Genomic DNA, 16,936 nt, shown 5'->3' on the forward strand with positions numbered 1-16,936 from the left:
TAAGGCTCTTTGCTTCGGCAGCCCACTGCCGATTTGGGGTGTCCAGAGGGTTGCAAACCCTTTGGCTTATTGGGGCTTTTTTAGTGAAGTGCAACGAAGCGTGAAGAAAAAGCCCTAATAAGCTATGGTATTTCTTTCGTAAATACCTGTGGGGAAAGCGTGCTGCATGTTACATACGGAAACCCCTGTTTTTCTTTTTGGGCGGTTCGGTCTGCTTGGTTGGCTGGGACAACTCTACTGACCGGGTAAGCCGTTTTCCACACAGGTAATCGTTCAAGTCTTTGTACCCTCGATAGTGTACCGATTGGTCGGACACCTTCACCCCATACCGTTGTTGTATGTCGATGGTGGTACGCATGCCTGTTTCATCATTGTCCAAGTAGCAATATATCTTCTCGTACCTTGCGAGCCTGTCCAACAGTTTGGGCGTGCTACCGGTGGAGTTCAAAATGAAGTAGTCCCTTTCCTTTATTATAGATGGGGTTGGACTGTTACGTTGTTTTAACACCATGTAGGATAGATAGTCCATAAACCCTTCGAACAGACAACACGATGTAGCACCGTTGTTCATAGCGGTTACCGCTTTGGGGGCAAAGCACCCTTTGAAATACTTATTGCGAAGCTCATACCCTCCCTGCTCATTGCCAAAGGCGATGGCGAAGTAAGGTTTGCCGTTATGCTTGTAATACACCTCTTGGCAAGCCTGCCTTGCCAATGATGTGGGTATCTGCCGTTCGGCAAGGAATTGGAGCAATGCAGCGTTACCGAGTGGCTTGACGGTTATATCCTCGAAACTGTCAAAACTCTCTCGCTGGCGAAAAGAGAAAGAGAGGGTTTTGATGTTAGGCGTGTTGCTCCCGATGGCGTTCAGTGCGTATGCTACGCTGTCCGTTCCGTGCAACCGCATCGCCAGCGACACTATATCGCCACCTTTGCCCAAACCGAAGTCGTACCACTCGTTACGGGATTGGTTCACTTTAAAGGACGGTTCGCTCTCGGTGCGAAGTGGCGAGAGATACCAAATGCTGTTACCCTGTACTCTCACGGGGGTGATGCCGCAACTTTGCAGATACTCCGCAATGGCGATGTTCTTAGCTTGTTCTATGGTCATTTGAATGATGGTTTAATGTGATTAATCTTTTTTCTTTTCGCCAGCAACCTATCTATGTGGCGAAATAACTCTCCATATAGGTTTAGTTTAGATTGTATATATAGGATACAGAATAAACTAAACCGCCACCGAACCAGCCAGTAGCACCGTTTTACTTTACTCTATTATATATATGCCCAAAATAAACTAAACCACTCTGTTAGTAGTAGAAATCGGGATTGAAGCGGTACGCCTTGTTCTCCTGTACTATCCTTGTTGATTAAGCGTTCCCTGTTTGCTGGTTGGTAGCGTAGCAGGTTGTTGATGAGTTCGACTACATCTTTTTTGAGTATCGGTTTGGGCTTGTTGTGCTTTACCTTCAATTCGATGGTACTTAAATCGTAGTCAGCGAGTAGCCGTTTTTTGTTGAGTTCCGCTACCAACTGGCTATAACAACCTAATTCCGAAACGGTTATTTTGAGTTCTTTGGTTCTTGACATAATGGGTTATTGTGATAATGGGTTATTGATGTGGTTAGTTCTTGAACTCATTATTTCGCTTACCGCAACTCACTTGAATAAACAGGGGCGGTGTCGCTGGTTTGCCGACTGTGCTTAGTCTGCTTAAAACCAACTCCCGAAACGCTTGTGCCTGTGGTGAGTGGATGCGAAAAGCGATGGCGGTTATCATATCCAGCCCGAAGTAATCGGGTAAAATGCTCTTACCAACTACTACACCACCGTGCGTATAGTCGGGAGCAACCGCCCCCGACTTTAATACCGCTTTGATAGCTGCCCTTACCGTTAGGCTATATACCCCGAATAACTCCGCTATCTCAAAATCCCTCATTAGAATCGGAGTGGTGGTTGCACCCGGTATGGTGATTATACCGTTCTCGCTGATTGTGATTATCTCTCTTTTCATGGCGCACTTTTTTAGATGGTTTTGCACAAGCTCTTTTCCAAATCTCCAATCTTACGCGATAGGATTTCCATATCTTGGCTAATCTTCTGATTGGTAATCTTCGCATAGATTTGAGTGGTTTTTATGTTCGTATGTCCGAGAATACGGCTAACGGTTTCAATAGGTATTCCATTGGATAACAGTATGGTTGTTGCCGCACTATGACGGGCAACATGAAAGGTCAGTCGGGTTTTAATACCGCATTGAGTGCCTATCTTTTTCAATTTCTCGTTGCAACTGCTATTGCTCGGAACAGGGAATAAACGGTTATCGCCTGTCATTCCCTTGTACTTCTCGATGATGTGTTTGGGTACTTCCAATAGTCGGATATTGGATTCCGTATTGGTTTTCTTTCTTCGGGAGATAATCCACATCTTGCCGTCAAAAAATGTCTGCAAGTTATCCATAGTAAGGTTCTTAACATCCGAATACGCCAAACCTGTAAAGGTCGAAAATAAAAATAGGTCTCGCACCAGTTCGTAAGTCTTATTCTTCATGGGTGCATCCATTAGTGATTGTAGTTCCTCTTTCGAGAGATAGCCTCTATCCACGCTTTCGGGGCTGTTGATATACCCTGCAAAGGGATTGAACGGCAATACGCCCGAATTTCGAGCGATGGAGATAATGTGTTTCAATACAATCATATAGCCCCATATTGTATTGGTACGGCATTTACGTTCCGTTCTGAGGTAATACTCGAAGTCGTTGATAAAGGTGAGATTTAACTCTTTCAGCGGTATATCCTTGCGGTTGTAGGTGTGGGGCAGGAACTCTCAAATATGCTTGCATACAGTGCGGTAGCGTGCGAATGTTCCCTGTGCCCTGCTGTGTCCCACCTTTTTTAAGAACTCGTCATTGTGTTGCTCAAAAAGTTTGAGCAGGGTTTCTTGTTTGATACCGATACCCAGATAGGCATCTCTTAATTTGGCAGCGGTAACGTATCCGTCCGTCTGCATCATCTCTTGATAGCGACGGTTCACGTCCACTCGGATTTTATCAACGGCATGGTTTATCTTCTGTGCTTCGATGCTTTTGCCCGAAGCCCTGCCACTCTTCACGTCCCACAGTCGGGGTGGAACATCCATTTTACAGCTGAACTGTTTGATTTCTCCGTCCACTGTCAGACGGCACATTAAAGGCACGTTTCCGTTAGGTTTCTCGCTGCCTTTCTTTAGATACATTAAAATTTTGAATGTCGAACGCATAACTCTTTTTTTGGTTACAAAATTAGTTCTCTTAGAGTTATTCGTTGATACGCAAATATACGCAAATCACTGAATAAGATACGATTACCAAACTATTTGCATTTTGTGTTTGGTAATGACTTAGTAATTCAACTCTGTCGCATATTGGCTTTAATAGCACGTGTTATTGTGCCACCCGAAGACAAAAACAGAGCGTAACGAACACTTTTACAGTTGATTCGCTACGCTCTGCTCTTTTTTGCTTTCTGCGGAGTTGTTTATTTTAATTTTATCCTAAACGTAATCTTTTCGACACAACATATAACAAAAATTTCACCACAATCTTAAAAAGTCTCACTATCTCAGATTTTATGTAGGCTCACGATTATCAAAATGTCATTATTATGGCGACTAAATAGGATTAATATGGCGGGTAAATTAAATTACCCGCACATGTAACCCTTTTTAACGTATCAATACGATTACAAAACGCTCAAATAACGAACATCCTGTCAATTGGCGAAATATTTCTTTAATCGTTTGCGTGATATACGTATTTAGTCTACCTTTGCGTGACAATTACATAGGTTAGCTGAAATTTTTAAACACAATTAAATAACTTAAATTATTATCTTATGTGGTTACTTAATTCTTCTATCGGGAAAAAGCTGATAATGAGTGTATCAGGCCTTTTTCTCGTTTTGTTCTTATTGTTCCACTTGTCAATGAATGTGGCGGCTGCTTTCTCCGGAGAGGCCTATAACATGATTTGCTCATTGTTGGGAGCTAATTGGTATGCCGTGGCTGCTACTTTAGTGCTTGCAGCAGGCGTTGTGATTCACTTTTTGTATGCGGTTATCCTGACGCTGCAGAACCGTAAGGCTCGCGGTAACGACCGTTATGCAATTAACGCTCGTCCGAAAGGCGTGGAATGGGCTTCCCAAAACATGCTGGTACTGGGTATTATCATTATCCTGTTCATGGTGTTGCACTTCAGCCAATTCTGGTATAAGATGATGTTCGCCGAACTAATGGGCAATCACATGGTTACTCTTTGCGATGGGACAACGACCGTATCTCCTCAGGATGGTGCGGCATTCATTAATTATTACTTCCAAGGCAACATCCTGAACACGGTATTGTATCTGGTATGGTATGCCGCTTTGTGGTTCCACCTGACTCACGGTTTTTGGAGTGCTATCCAGACTATCGGCTGGAACAACACAATCTGGATGAACCGTTGGATCTGTATTTCTAAGATCGTAGCAACTGTTATCTGCGCTGTATTCGCTATTATCACTATCGTATTCTATCTGAATGGCGTAGGCGGTGGACTTGTTGCTTGCCCGGGACTTTAATTTAAGGTGTAACAATAATTGAAAATAAATCATTATGACTCAAATAGATTCTAAAATCCCTCAGGGGCCGTTGGCCGAGAAGTGGAAAAATTATAAAGATCATCAGAAACTGGTGAATCCCGCAAACAAACGTCGTTTGGACGTGATTGTAGTCGGAACCGGTTTGGCCGGTGCTTCCGCTGCTGCTTCTTTAGCAGAAATGGGATTCAATGTGCTGAATTTCTGTATCCAGGACTCTCCTCGTCGTGCACACTCTATCGCTGCACAGGGTGGTATCAATGCAGCAAAGAATTATCAGAACGATGGTGACTCTGTTTACCGTTTGTTTTATGATACAATCAAAGGTGGTGACTATCGTGCCCGCGAAGCAAACGTTTATCGTCTGGCAGAAGTTTCCAACAATATCATCGACCAGTGCGTAGCACAGGGTGTACCTTTCGCACGTGAATACGGAGGTCTGTTGGACAACCGTTCATTCGGAGGTGCACAGGTATCACGTACGTTCTATGCCCGTGGACAGACCGGACAGCAGTTGTTGCTGGGTGCTTATTCCGCCCTGAGCCGTCAAATCGGTTTGAATAAAGTTAAAATGTATACCCGTCACGAAATGCTGGATGTCGTAAAAGTTGACGGCCGTGCCCGTGGTATCATTGCCCGCAACTTGATTACCGGTAAAATCGAACGTTTTTCCGCCCACGCAGTCGTAGTGGCAACCGGTGGTTATGTAAATACATTCTTCTTGTCTACCAATGCGATGGCCTCCAATGGTTCTGCAGCATGGCAGTGTTACAAGAAAGGTGCTTATTTTGCTAATCCTTGTATGGTGCAAATTCACCCGACTTGTGTTCCTGTACACGGCGATTACCAGTCTAAACTGACTTTAATGTCAGAATCTCTGCGTAACGACGGTCGTATCTGGGTCCCGAAGAAGTTGGAAGATGCAAAGGCTTTGCAGGCCGGAACAAAAAAGGGAAAAGATATTCCTGAAGCAGACCGTGATTACTATCTGGAACGTCGTTATCCGGCATTCGGAAACTTGGTACCTCGTGACGTAGCTTCACGTGCTGCAAAAGAACGTTGCGATGCCGGTTTCGGTGTAAACAATACCGGCTTAGCCGTATTCTTGGACTTCTCCGATGCCATTAACCGTCTGGGAAAAGAAGTAGTAAAACAGAAATATGGTAACTTGTTCGATATGTACGAAGAAATTACCGATGACGATCCATACGAAACTCCGATGATGATTTATCCGGCCCTGCACTACTCTATGGGTGGTCTGTGGGTAGATTACGAACTGATGACCTCTATTCCCGGCCTGTTCGCTATCGGTGAAGCCAACTTCTCCGACCATGGTGCAAACCGCCTGGGAGCATCTGCTTTGATGCAAGGATTGGCCGACGGATATTTCGTATTGCCTTATACTATCCAAAACTATCTGTCCGACCAAATCCAGGTTCCGCGCTTCAGCACAGATTTACCTGAATTTGCCGAAGCAGAAAAGGCTTTGCAGGCTCGTATCGAGAAATTGATGAGCATCAAGGGTAAAGAATCAGTTGATTCCATCCACAAGAAATTAGGTCATATCATGTGGGAACACATCGGTATGGCACGTGATGCCAAAGGATTGGAAGAAGCTATCCAGATGTTGAAAGACCTGAAAAAGGAGTTCTGGACCAACGTCCGTATCCCGGGTCAGAGCAACGACCAGAACATCGAGCTTGAAAAAGCATTGCGATTGGCTGATTTCATTGAAATCGGAACATTGATGGCTCATGATGCTTTGGACCGTGCAGAATCCTGCGGTGGTCATTTCCGTACAGAACATCAGACTGAAGAAGGCGAAGCACTTCGTCATGACGACAAATTCATGTATGTGTCTTGTTGGGAATATCAGGGTGAAGATAAAGACCCTGTTATGCTGAAAGAGCCGTTGAATTATGAATTCGTAGTACCCCAGACACGTAACTATAAGAAGTAACTACAAAAAATTTAGAATCATGGATAAAGATATAAATATCACGTTAAAAGTCTGGCGTCAAAAAGGCCCGAAAGAAAAAGGCCAGTTTGAAACTTACCAGCTTCAAAACATCAATCAGGGAACTTCTTTCCTGGAAATGCTGGATATCCTGAATGAGCAACTAATCAACGAAGGTAAAGAACCTGTTGTATTCGACCATGACTGCCGTGAAGGTATTTGCGGTATGTGTTCATTGTATGTAAACGGACATCCACACGGACCGGCTACAGGTGCTACAACCTGTCAGCTGTATATGCGTCGTTTCCACGATGGCGAAACCATCACTATCGAACCATGGCGTTCTGCCGGTTTCCCGGTCATCCGCGACTTGATGGTAGACCGCTATGCTTACGATAAAATCATTCAGGCAGGAGGTTTTGTTTCGGTAAATACCGGTGGTGTACCCGATGCAAATGCAACCGCTATCCCTAAAGCTGATGCAGATTTGGCTATGGATGCTGCTGCTTGTATCGGTTGTGGTGCCTGTGCTGCTGCTTGTAAAAACGGTTCAGCTATGCTGTTCGTTTCAGCAAAGGTAAGCCAGTTGGCCCTCCTTCCTCAAGGTAAGATTGAAGCAGCTCGCCGTGCCAAAGCGATGGTTGCCAAAATGGACGAATTGGGCTTCGGTAACTGTACCAACACACGTGCTTGCGAAATGGAATGTCCGAAGAACATTTCCGTCAGCAACATTGCCCGTCTGAACCGCGAGTTCATCAGTGCAAAGCTGAAAGACTAATACATTATATATATGTATGCAAAAAAGGCTGTTATCTTCAGGTAGCAGCCTTTTTCATTTCCACACAAGAAGATTTAGGGGAAAAAGCGCGCACAAAAAAGTCGCACTCCCTATAATTAGAATGGATGCGACTTTTTTGTTGCTTTCCAGCGAAACAATCTCCCGACTCCCCCTCCGCAAAGACTTTGTTAACCTTAGATCTAAAATACTATGAAAAAAACTCGGTACAAATATAATGTATTTTTGAGTATAAACAATACCCTTTATATCACTTTATTACAAATTTGCCACATTATCTTTAAGATTTGACACTGTATGCGTTTTCATACTTATATTATATCATTATTCAGGGACTCCGGATAAATTAGAAATCAACACTTTTTATCTAAATATCAAACTTCCCAGGTATTGAATCCAAGATATTGAAGAGTTCTTCTACTGTTTCCGCACGCAACATCGCCACACGAGTCTGTTTAAAATCTGCAATACCCTTAAATAGAGGAGTTGCCGCCAAATGACGACGAATATGAAGGATACCACGACGTTCGTCCAAACGCTCCACACTTTGCAATACCTGCTTTTTCAAAATATCCAAATACCAGGAAAAAGCTTCATCCGGCAGAAGCTCGCCGGTAGAAAGATAATGTTTGACTTCACGAAAAATCCAAGGTCGGCCGATACTACCCCGGCCTATCATCACAGCATCTACTCCATATTGCTCAAAACGCTGCTTACAAATCTCTGCAGAAGTGACATCACCATTTCCGATGATAGGAATATGCATACGCGGATTATTTTTTACTTCTCCTATCAATGTCCAGTCCGCCTCGCCCGTATACATCTGTGCCCGGGTACGTCCATGTATGGAAAGGGCGGCAATACCACAATCCTGCAATTGTTCCGCTAAGTCTACAATTATTTTGTTATCGGCATCCCAACCCAAACGCGTTTTAACCGTAACAGGGATACTGACAGCCTTCACTACCTCACGAGTTATTTCAAGCATTAAAGGGATATTACGGAGCATCCCGGCCCCTGCACCTTTCCCGGCAACTTTTTTCACCGGGCAACCAAAGTTTATATCCAACAAATCCGGGCCGGCAGCCTCGCAAATTCGGGCAGCCTCAGCCATGGAAGCCACATCCTTTCCATATATCTGAATAGCGACCGGACGCTCTTCGTCGGCAACCGTCAGCTTTTGCTGCGTTTTATTGACGCTCCTGATAAGAGCATCGCTGGAAACAAATTCGGTATAGACCATATCCGCTCCAAAACGTTTGCACATCAAGCGAAATGCAATATCCGTCACATCTTCCATCGGAGCTAAAAAAACCGGGCGTTCGCCTAAATCTATTGTACCAATTTTCATATCATGCCTTGTGTAAAAAAAGATAATCTCAAAAACAAAAAATCGTTATGGACTTACGGAAAAATCAAAATTTAAGGACACAAAGGTACTCTTTTTCCTCCAAGTAAAAGGAAAAATGGGGAACCTACTACGATTTATAGTAAAATAACTATATAATATAGTTGTACTACTAAAGAATATAGTTATATTTGGACATTCCTTTAAAAAGAAGATGTAGTATGGTCAGATTAACAACGAAAGAAGAAGAAATTTTGGGCTACTTTTGGCTTCAAGGCCCTTTATTTGTCCGCGAACTATTGGATTTGCAAGACGAGCCGAAGCCCCATTATAATACCTTGTCAACAATTGTCCGCTCCCTTGAAGAGAAAGGATACATCGGCTACAAGGTGTTCGGCAACACACACCAATATTATGCGTTGGTTTCAGAAGATGAATACCGGAGAAACTCCCTGAAACAGGTCATCACTAAATACTACGACAACTCCTATACCCGCGTGGTTTCCACGTTGATAGAGGAAGAAGCCCTGACAATTGATGAATTACAGGATTTAATCCGGCAGATTAAAAACAAATAGAATCTAAAGAACTTATGGAAACCTTCCTTCTATATATACTAAAATCCGGTATCTGTCTGGCTATATTTTATATCTGCTTCAAAGCGTTATTCAGCAATATATCAACAAGCGTTCCAATCCTCATAAAAAAGGAAACATCTTGGGGAAAATGGGCCGGTATAATCTATCTGGGCGGATATGTTTTTTTTCTGTTGACTGTCTGCTTGTCCTTTTATAAAATGTTCCGGATTATTCGAACAGGAATTAATAAAAAAGAAGGAGAATACACATTGGTTCTGACTTCCCAGCCTATTGCACCCTTTAGTTGGGGATATTACATTATTCTCTCAGAAGAAGATTACATCAATAATCCGGAAGAGATATTGACACATGAAAAAATGCATCTCCACTACCGTCATTCCTTCGATATCATTTTCATAGAAATAATTTCTATCATGCAGTGGTTCAACCCCGCCGCATGGCTTCTAAAACGCGAATTGCGGGATATTCACGAATATCAAGCAGACAAAGGCGTTTTGAATCAAGGCATCGATGCAACAAAATATCAACTGTTACTCGTGAAAAAAAGAGAAAATCAAATTCGATGTAAAATACGAGGTAATCAGAAAATAATATCAGACTTTCGACCTCATACAAAAATAGTTTATTCACGGAAATTCGTAAAATCCGGCAGTTTCATCCATGTACATTGAAACTGCCGGATTTTATTTTAAAAGTTCATTATGAATAAGCGATTGATACAATATAACAGAGAAAAAGGTGTGATAAAAATCTTTTTGGTATTTTTGCCGCATATTTTCTTTAACAAATAACATTTTAATATATGCAACGTCGTGATTTTATAAAAGGTACATCTTTTGGCTTTGGAGCATTACTCGCAGGTGTGACAGGTACAGGCTGCACCTCCGTGAAGGAAGCGGAAGAAGCTGTTAGTAAAGCCGTAGAAAAAGGAAAAAACAGAAAACAAAATTTTAATATGTGTGGATATGCAGCTCCTGCTATTCCTACTGTCCGGATTGGTTATGTAGGAATCGGTAGCCGGGGTAGTTGGGCCGTGACACGCATGATGAATGTAAAGGATGTAGAAATCACCGCGCTATGCGATCTTCGGGAAAAAGCCGTAAAGGATAATCAGAAAACGCTGGAACGTTTTAACCGTCGTCCGGCAAAAGAGTATTTCGGGGATGATTACAGTTGGAAAAAATTATGTGAACAGGAAGATATCGATTTGGTCTATATTGCCACTCCTTGGAAATGGCATACGCCAATTGCCATTTACGCAATGGAATGCGGCAAACATGTGGCAGTAGAAGTCCCGGCCGCCGGAACATTGGAAGAGTGCTGGCAATTGGTAGAGACTTCAGAACGGACTAAGAGACATTGCATGCAGTTGGAAAATTGTTGTTACGACTTCTTCGAAATCCTGACGGTCAACATGGTACAGAAAGGATTGTTCGGTGAGGTAATTCACGGTGAAGGTGCTTATATCCATGAGTTGCTGAGTGGTATGTTCGGAGAACCGCAATGGCCTACCTGGCGTTGGGATGAGAACCATAAGAGTGGAAATCCTTATCCGACACATGGATTGGGACCGGTATGCTGGGCTATGAATATCAACAGAGGTGACAAGATGGAATATATGACTTCCATGTCGACCAATGATTTTCTGATGGAAGCCAAAGCGAAAGAATTAGCTGCTCAGAATGATTATTATAAGCCGATGGCCGAAATGAAATACCGGGGAAATATGAATACTTCTACAGTCCGCACGGCAAAAGGCAAAACGATTATGATACAACATGACGTGAGTACCCCACATCCCTACGATCGTCTACATGTCCTGACCGGAACCAAAGGTTCTTGCCGTAAGTTCCCGGAACCAGGAAAAATTGCCTTCGGTGATAATTTTGTCAGCGAGGAAAAGATGCGTGAGTTGGAGGAGCAGTATACACCTGAAATGGTCAAACATATAGCAGATGTAGCAAAAGTAATCGGCGGGCATGGTGGCATGGATTTCATTATGGACTGGCGTATGATTGATTGTCTGCGCAATGGTCTGCCACTCGACATGGATGTATATGATGCTGCAACTTGGTGTAGCATTACTCCGTTAAGTTACTGGTCGGTGGCCAACCGCTCAAATTCAATCGATGTACCTGACTTCACCTGTGGTTCCTGGCAAAAAAACAAACCCGTCGATTTAACTCTGAGAGGAGGAGGAAATACAGGAGTCGTTGAACAACCGAAATGATAAAATGTAAGTAGAGATTTATTCGGGAAATTCTCCTAAACAACGTACAGAAGGAAAAATTTAGTAATTGTTTTAATGGTTGATTTTATGAAACTAAAATGTGTATTACTACTTTTGATAACCTGCCTTTCCGTTCAGGCATCCCCGATACAGGAACTTTTGGAACGTATAGACAAAGGAGCTTCTAAAAAGTTTCTGATTGAAAAGGTGAAGTCAGATCAGGATTTCTTTGAATTGGACCAGAAAGGTAAAAAAGTAGTGGTCCGAGGTAATAATTATGTGAATATTGCGACCGGCATTAATTGGTATTTAAAATATTACGCAGGCATCCATCTGTCGTGGAACGGTATGCAGGCCAAATTGCCGGCAGAACTACCCCCGGTTACCCAGAAAGAGCGTCGTGAGACATCCATGAAATATCGTTACGATTTGAATTATTGTACTTATTCTTACACAATGGCTTTCTGGGATTGGGAACGTTGGGAAAAGGAAATCGACTGGATGGCTTTGCATGGGATTAATATTCCTTTGTCCGTTGTCGGAGTTGAAACAGTGTGGTATAATGTACTGGAAAAACTTGGATATACGAAAAGTGAAATCAATGATTTTATAGCCGGTCCCGGTTTCTTAGCTTGGTGGCTGATGAACAATCTGGAAGGCTGGGGAGGTCCTAATCCCGACAACTGGTATAAACAGCAAACGGCTCTTCAACAGCGGATTGTGAAGCGAATGCGCGAATATGGCATAGAACCGGTATTTCCGGGTTATGCTGGCATTGTGCCCCATAATGCAAAAGAGAAAATCGGATTAAACGTTTCCGATCCCGGTAATTGGGGTGCTTACAAACGTCCGGCTTTCTTGCAACCGACAGACCCCCGTTTCGGTGAAATTGCCCAATTATATTATAAAGAACTGGAAAAATTGTATGGCAAGGCAAATTACTTCTCAATGGATCCGTTTCATGAGGGAGGCAGTGTGGAAGGGGTAGACCTGGATGCTGCAGGCAAAGCCATTATGCGGGAAATGAAAACAGCCAATCCGAAAGCCGTATGGGTGATGCAGGCTTGGCAGGCTTGTCCCCATCAGGCAATGATAGAGAATCTTCCCCAAGGAGATTTATTGGTACTGGATTTGTTTAGCGAAAGTCGCCCCCAATGGGGAGATCCTCAATCTACCTGGTACAGGAAAGATGGCTATGGCAAACATGACTGGTTGTATTGTATGCTTCTAAATTTCGGAGGGAATGTGGGGTTACATGGAAAAATGAATCATGTTATACAGAGTTTTTATGACGCAAAATCCGGCTCCAAAGGAGAAATGTTGAAAGGCGTGGGAATTACCATGGAAGGCTCAGAAAACAATCCTGTCATGTTCGAATTGCTTTGTGAACTTCCTTGGCGCAATGAGCGTTTTGAGAAAGACGAATGGTTGAGGAATTATACTTTTGCCCGTTATGGCACAAACGATTCTCAAATAATGGAAGCTTGGAAATTATTATCTAATTCAATCTACAATTGCCCTGACCGGTCTGTACAGGAAGGGACGACCGAATCTGTATTTTGTGCCCGTCCGGCAGAAGTAATCACTACAGTTTCCAGTTGGTCAAACTGTGAGGTTTATTACAATCCCGAAGATGTAATACAAGCTGCCCGTTTATTTCTATCGGTTGCAGATAAATACAAAGGGAATAATAACTTCGAATACGATTTAATAGATATTTTGCGGCAAGCGATAACAGAAAAAGGACGTGTTGTACAACGGGCAGTTACCGCGGCTTATCATGCCGGGAATATAAAAGCATTTAAGATGTTGTCCACCCAATATTTACATCTGATAGATTGTCAGGATGAATTGTTGGGGACCCGCCCTGAATTCAAGGTTGGCTCATGGATTAATAAAGCCCGCAAATTAGGGCAAACACAAGATGAAAAAGATTTGTATGAATGGAACGCCCGTGTGCAGATTACAACTTGGGGAAACCGGCAAGCGGCAGAAGGTGGATTGCGCGATTATGCTCATAGGGAATGGAATGGTCTATTGAAAGATTTCTATCGCTATCGCTGGAGCACCTATTTCAATTATCTGGAAGCAAAAATGCGAGGTGAAAATCCAAAAGAAATCGATTTTTACAGCATAGAAGAACCCTGGACATTACAGCATAATACGTATTCCGATTCTCCTCAGGGAGATGTGGTTATAACCGCTAAAAGAATATGGAAAGAGGTCGGGCTCTAATTTGACTAATTGATATATCAATCCGGCTATATGAAATATCTTCTCTGAAAAGTCACAGCAATAAATTTCCCCGATTATCAAAATGTCACTATCATAGCGACTAAATCGGATTAGCATGGCGGGTAAAATAAATTACCCGCACATGTAACCCTTTTTAACGTATCAAACAGATTGCAAAACACAAAAATGATGAACATTCTGTCACTTACGGTTGATTCACAAAATGGATGAGAAATTCCATTTCCTTTTGAAACCCGAAAGTTTTATATCGTATATTTTCTACATCGTATTGTGAAGCCATCCCCTCCCCGGGCGGTGATTCAGATATTATTTCTAACTTTGTGGTTGAAATACATAAATGTAGAATATCTTGAACGAAAAAGAATTTGAAATAATGGCACCTGTGGGTTCGTATGAATCTCTGATGGCAGCTATCCAGGGAGGAGCCGATTCAATTTATTTCGGTATCGAAGGATTGAATATGCGCTCACGTTCTTCCAATAATTTTACAACGGACGATTTGCGCAAGATTGTCGCCATTTGCCGGGAACAGGGTATTAAAAGCTACCTTACGGTCAATACGGTTATTTATGGGGAAGATTTACCTTTGATGCGCGAAATCATTGATGCAGCCAAGGCTGCAGAAGTCTCCGCCATCATTGCTGCCGATGTAGCTGCAATGAATTATGCGCATAGCATCGGGCAGGAAGTGCACCTTTCCACACAATTGAACATTTCCAATGCGGAAGCACTGAAATTTTACGCTCGCTTTGCAGATGTGGTCGTTTTGGCCCGTGAACTGAACTTGAAACAGGTACACGAAATTTATCAGCAAATTGTCGAACAACAAATAACAGGTCCCCGGGGTGAACTTATCCGCATTGAAATGTTTGCCCACGGAGCTTTATGTATGGCCGTTTCGGGAAAATGCTACCTCAGCCTGCACGAAATGAATGCATCTGCCAACCGAGGTGCTTGTATGCAGATATGCCGGCGCGCCTACACGGTAAAAGATAAGGACAGCAACATCGAACTTGACATAGAGAACCAGTACATTATGTCTCCGAAAGACCTGAAAACCATTCACTTTATGAATAAGATGATGGATGCAGGCGTACGTGTATTTAAAATTGAAGGACGTGCCCGTGGGCCGGAATATGTGCGTCTTGTGACGGAATGCTACAAAGAAGCGGTACGTGCCTATTGTAACGGGACTTTTAACGAAGAAAAAGTGGCCATCTGGGACGAACGTCTGCGCAGTGTCTTCAACCGTGGTTTCTGGGACGGGTATTATTTAGGGCAGCGCCTTGGCGAATGGAGTAGTAAATATGGTTCGGGAGCCACCAAAAAGAAAGTATATGTAGCAAAAGGCATTAAATATTTCGACAAAATAGGTGTCGCCGAATTTGAAATGGAATCCGGTTCGCTGAAAGTAGGTGACGAAATATTAATCACAGGTCCGACAACAGGAGCGGTGATGCAGACTATCGACGAAATTCGCGTGGATTTAAAACCGGTAGAAGAGACGCTCAAAGGCGAACGCTTTTCCTTTAAGGTGTGCGAGAAAATTCGCCCGTCCGACCGGTTATACAAAATGGAACCCAATCGTATCACTAAAGAATTGATATAATGAAAGAATACCTTTTTAAACTGACAGACAAAGTCCGCGACTACGAATGTGACCTGCAAGGGGTGGTAAACAATTCCAATTATCAGCATTATATGGAACATACGCGCCATGAATTCTTGGAGTCTCTTGGTGAAAATTTCGGGAAAATGCACGAAAAAGGGGTGGATGGCTTCGTATCACGCGTAGAAATCCAGTATAAAAATTCTTTGCGAAGCGGCGATAGCTATACCTCTTGCCTGAATGTTTACAAAAAAGGGGTGAAACTGGTATTTGAACAGGATATTTATAGAGTTTCGGACGGTGCTCTCGCAACCAAAGGTATTGTAGAATCTGTTATCGTCGAAAACGGGAAATTAACAAGAGGAGAATATTTCGATGAAATGCTAAAAAGAATAGAATAAATGACTAACAAACTGATTTACCAAATTGGCCTGACTATGATTAACGGTGTAGGAGACATCCTGGCCCGTCAACTGCTACAAACCTTAGGCGACGCAGAGGCCGTATTTGCTGAAAAGCAACAATTATTGGAACGTATTCCGGGAATCGGAAGTTTCACTGCTGCCGAGATTAAACGCCCGGAAGTGCTTCTACGTGCAGAAAAAGAACTTTCCTTCATCGAAAAGAATCAGATTTCCTGCTATTTCATGACCGAAGAGGATTATCCGACCCGATTGAGAGAATGTCCGGATGCTCCTGTCCTTTTTTATTTCAAAGGAAATGCAGATTTAAATGCAGCCCGTATCATCAGTATTGTGGGGACACGCAATGCAACGGATTACGGACGAGACCTGACCGAAACACTTATCCGGGAACTGGCTGCTATTTATCCGGATTTACTTGTTATAAGCGGATTAGCCTATGGTATCGATGTTTGTGCCCATCGAAACGCTTTACGAAATCAATTGCCTACAATTGGCGTATTAGCGCATGGCCTGGACCGCATATATCCATCAGCCCATCGGAATACTGCCATTGAAATGCTTGAACGAGGAGGATTGCTGACAGATTTCGCCAGTGGGACAGATCCGGACAAGCCTAATTTCATCAAAAGGAACCGCATTGTAGCAGGCATGGCGGATGCAACCGTTGTTATCGAATCTGCCGAGAAAGGTGGCTCTCTCATCACAGCCGACATTGCCTTTTCGTATGGACGAGATGTTTATTGCTTTCCAGGACGTGTAAACGATTCTCATTCCAAGGGCTGTAACAACCTAATACGACAAAACAAAGCCGGGCTTATAACTTCAGCTTCCGACCTTATTTCAGCTTTATGCTGGGAGATGACAACTTCGACAAAACCGGATGCAATACAAACAGAACTACTTTTTCCTGAAAACGACCAACATGCCCGGATAACCGCAATCTTGCGTGAAAAAGGAGAAATACATATCAATGAACTGGTTCGCGCTCTCGATATGCCTGTACATATAATTTCAACAATGTTATTTGAAATGGAAATGAATGGAGTTGTGAAAGGAATGCCTGGGAACATTTACAAACTTCTATAAATAATTAAAGGCTGTCT

At 43.0% G+C, this 16,936-nt stretch carries 14 protein-coding genes and 1 pseudogene; 10 read left to right on the forward strand and 5 right to left on the reverse strand.

Annotated features, from left to right (window positions below; all coding sequences use genetic code 11):
• Window positions 1-169: 169 nt before the first annotated feature.
• From DW103_RS08850 to DW103_RS08865, 4 genes and pseudogenes are all read right to left on the reverse strand, one after another.
• Window positions 170-1,045, reverse strand: a complete 876-nt coding sequence (locus tag DW103_RS08850) for a toprim domain-containing protein (RefSeq protein WP_233545648.1) — start codon at window positions 1,043-1,045, stop codon at window positions 170-172.
• Between the two features lie 230 nt (window positions 1,046-1,275).
• Window positions 1,276-1,590 carry a hypothetical protein gene (locus tag DW103_RS08855; RefSeq protein WP_122275233.1) on the reverse strand — a complete coding sequence of 105 codons (315 nt, stop codon included), beginning with the start codon at window positions 1,588-1,590 and terminating at the stop codon, window positions 1,276-1,278.
• Window positions 1,591-1,624: 34 nt separating this feature from the next.
• Entirely contained in the window at window positions 1,625-2,014 is a 390-nt protein-coding gene (locus DW103_RS08860) for a hypothetical protein (protein WP_122275234.1), read from the reverse strand.
• An 11-nt stretch (window positions 2,015-2,025) separates the two neighbouring features.
• Window positions 2,026-3,258, reverse strand: a pseudogene (locus tag DW103_RS08865) (site-specific integrase).
• 614 nt (window positions 3,259-3,872) lie between these two features.
• Between DW103_RS08865 and DW103_RS08870 the strand changes: the two are divergent.
• From DW103_RS08870 to DW103_RS08880, 3 genes are read left to right on the forward strand one after another with little or no spacing between them, the layout of a single operon-like run.
• A complete protein-coding gene (locus DW103_RS08870) occupies window positions 3,873-4,595 on the forward strand; it encodes a succinate dehydrogenase/fumarate reductase cytochrome b subunit (protein WP_122275235.1) in 723 nt (240 codons plus the stop codon).
• 34 nt (window positions 4,596-4,629) lie between these two features.
• Complete coding sequence (locus tag DW103_RS08875) at window positions 4,630-6,573, forward strand: fumarate reductase/succinate dehydrogenase flavoprotein subunit (RefSeq protein WP_122275236.1); 1,944 nt, start codon at window positions 4,630-4,632, stop codon at window positions 6,571-6,573.
• A gap of 19 nt (window positions 6,574-6,592) precedes the next feature.
• Entirely contained in the window at window positions 6,593-7,348 is a 756-nt protein-coding gene (locus DW103_RS08880; RefSeq protein WP_122275243.1) for a succinate dehydrogenase/fumarate reductase iron-sulfur subunit, read from the forward strand.
• Window positions 7,349-7,733: 385 nt separating this feature from the next.
• Here DW103_RS08880 and dusB read toward each other — a convergent pair whose 3' ends face one another.
• On the reverse strand, window positions 7,734-8,717 hold the full coding sequence (gene dusB / locus DW103_RS08890; RefSeq protein ID WP_122275247.1) for a tRNA dihydrouridine synthase DusB: 984 nt from the start codon (window positions 8,715-8,717) through the stop codon (window positions 7,734-7,736).
• 218 nt (window positions 8,718-8,935) lie between these two features.
• On the opposite strand from dusB, the gene DW103_RS08895 reads away from it, so the two are divergent.
• The 7 genes from DW103_RS08895 to dprA all read left to right on the forward strand — a co-directional run bounded on the left by DW103_RS08895 (window position 8,936) and on the right by dprA (window position 16,919).
• Window positions 8,936-9,292, forward strand: coding sequence for a BlaI/MecI/CopY family transcriptional regulator (locus tag DW103_RS08895; protein WP_122275249.1), 357 nt, complete (start codon window positions 8,936-8,938; stop codon window positions 9,290-9,292).
• A gap of 14 nt (window positions 9,293-9,306) precedes the next feature.
• Window positions 9,307-9,984: a hypothetical protein gene (locus DW103_RS08900; protein ID WP_122275251.1), complete on the forward strand. Its 678-nt coding sequence runs from the start codon at window positions 9,307-9,309 to the stop codon at window positions 9,982-9,984.
• 131 nt (window positions 9,985-10,115) lie between these two features.
• The gene (locus DW103_RS08905) at window positions 10,116-11,543 is read left to right on the forward strand and encodes a Gfo/Idh/MocA family protein (RefSeq protein ID WP_122275253.1); all 1,428 of its coding nucleotides are present in this window, start codon (window positions 10,116-10,118) and stop codon (window positions 11,541-11,543) included.
• Between the two features lie 87 nt (window positions 11,544-11,630).
• A complete protein-coding gene (locus tag DW103_RS08910) occupies window positions 11,631-13,778 on the forward strand; it encodes an alpha-N-acetylglucosaminidase (protein ID WP_122275373.1) in 2,148 nt (715 codons plus the stop codon).
• A 370-nt stretch (window positions 13,779-14,148) separates the two neighbouring features.
• A complete protein-coding gene (locus DW103_RS08915) occupies window positions 14,149-15,408 on the forward strand; it encodes a peptidase U32 family protein (protein WP_122275255.1) in 1,260 nt (419 codons plus the stop codon).
• Window positions 15,408-15,809, forward strand: a complete 402-nt coding sequence (locus tag DW103_RS08920; protein WP_122275257.1) for a thioesterase family protein — start codon at window positions 15,408-15,410, stop codon at window positions 15,807-15,809. Before DW103_RS08915 ends, DW103_RS08920 begins: the two co-directional genes overlap by 1 nt.
• Window positions 15,810-16,919, forward strand: coding sequence for a DNA-processing protein DprA (gene dprA, locus DW103_RS08925; RefSeq protein WP_122275259.1), 1,110 nt, complete (start codon window positions 15,810-15,812; stop codon window positions 16,917-16,919).
• Window positions 16,920-16,936 lie beyond the last annotated feature (17 nt).

The organism is Parabacteroides sp. AM08-6 (genome assembly GCF_003473295.1).
Lineage (GTDB): Bacteria > Bacteroidota > Bacteroidia > Bacteroidales > Tannerellaceae > Parabacteroides.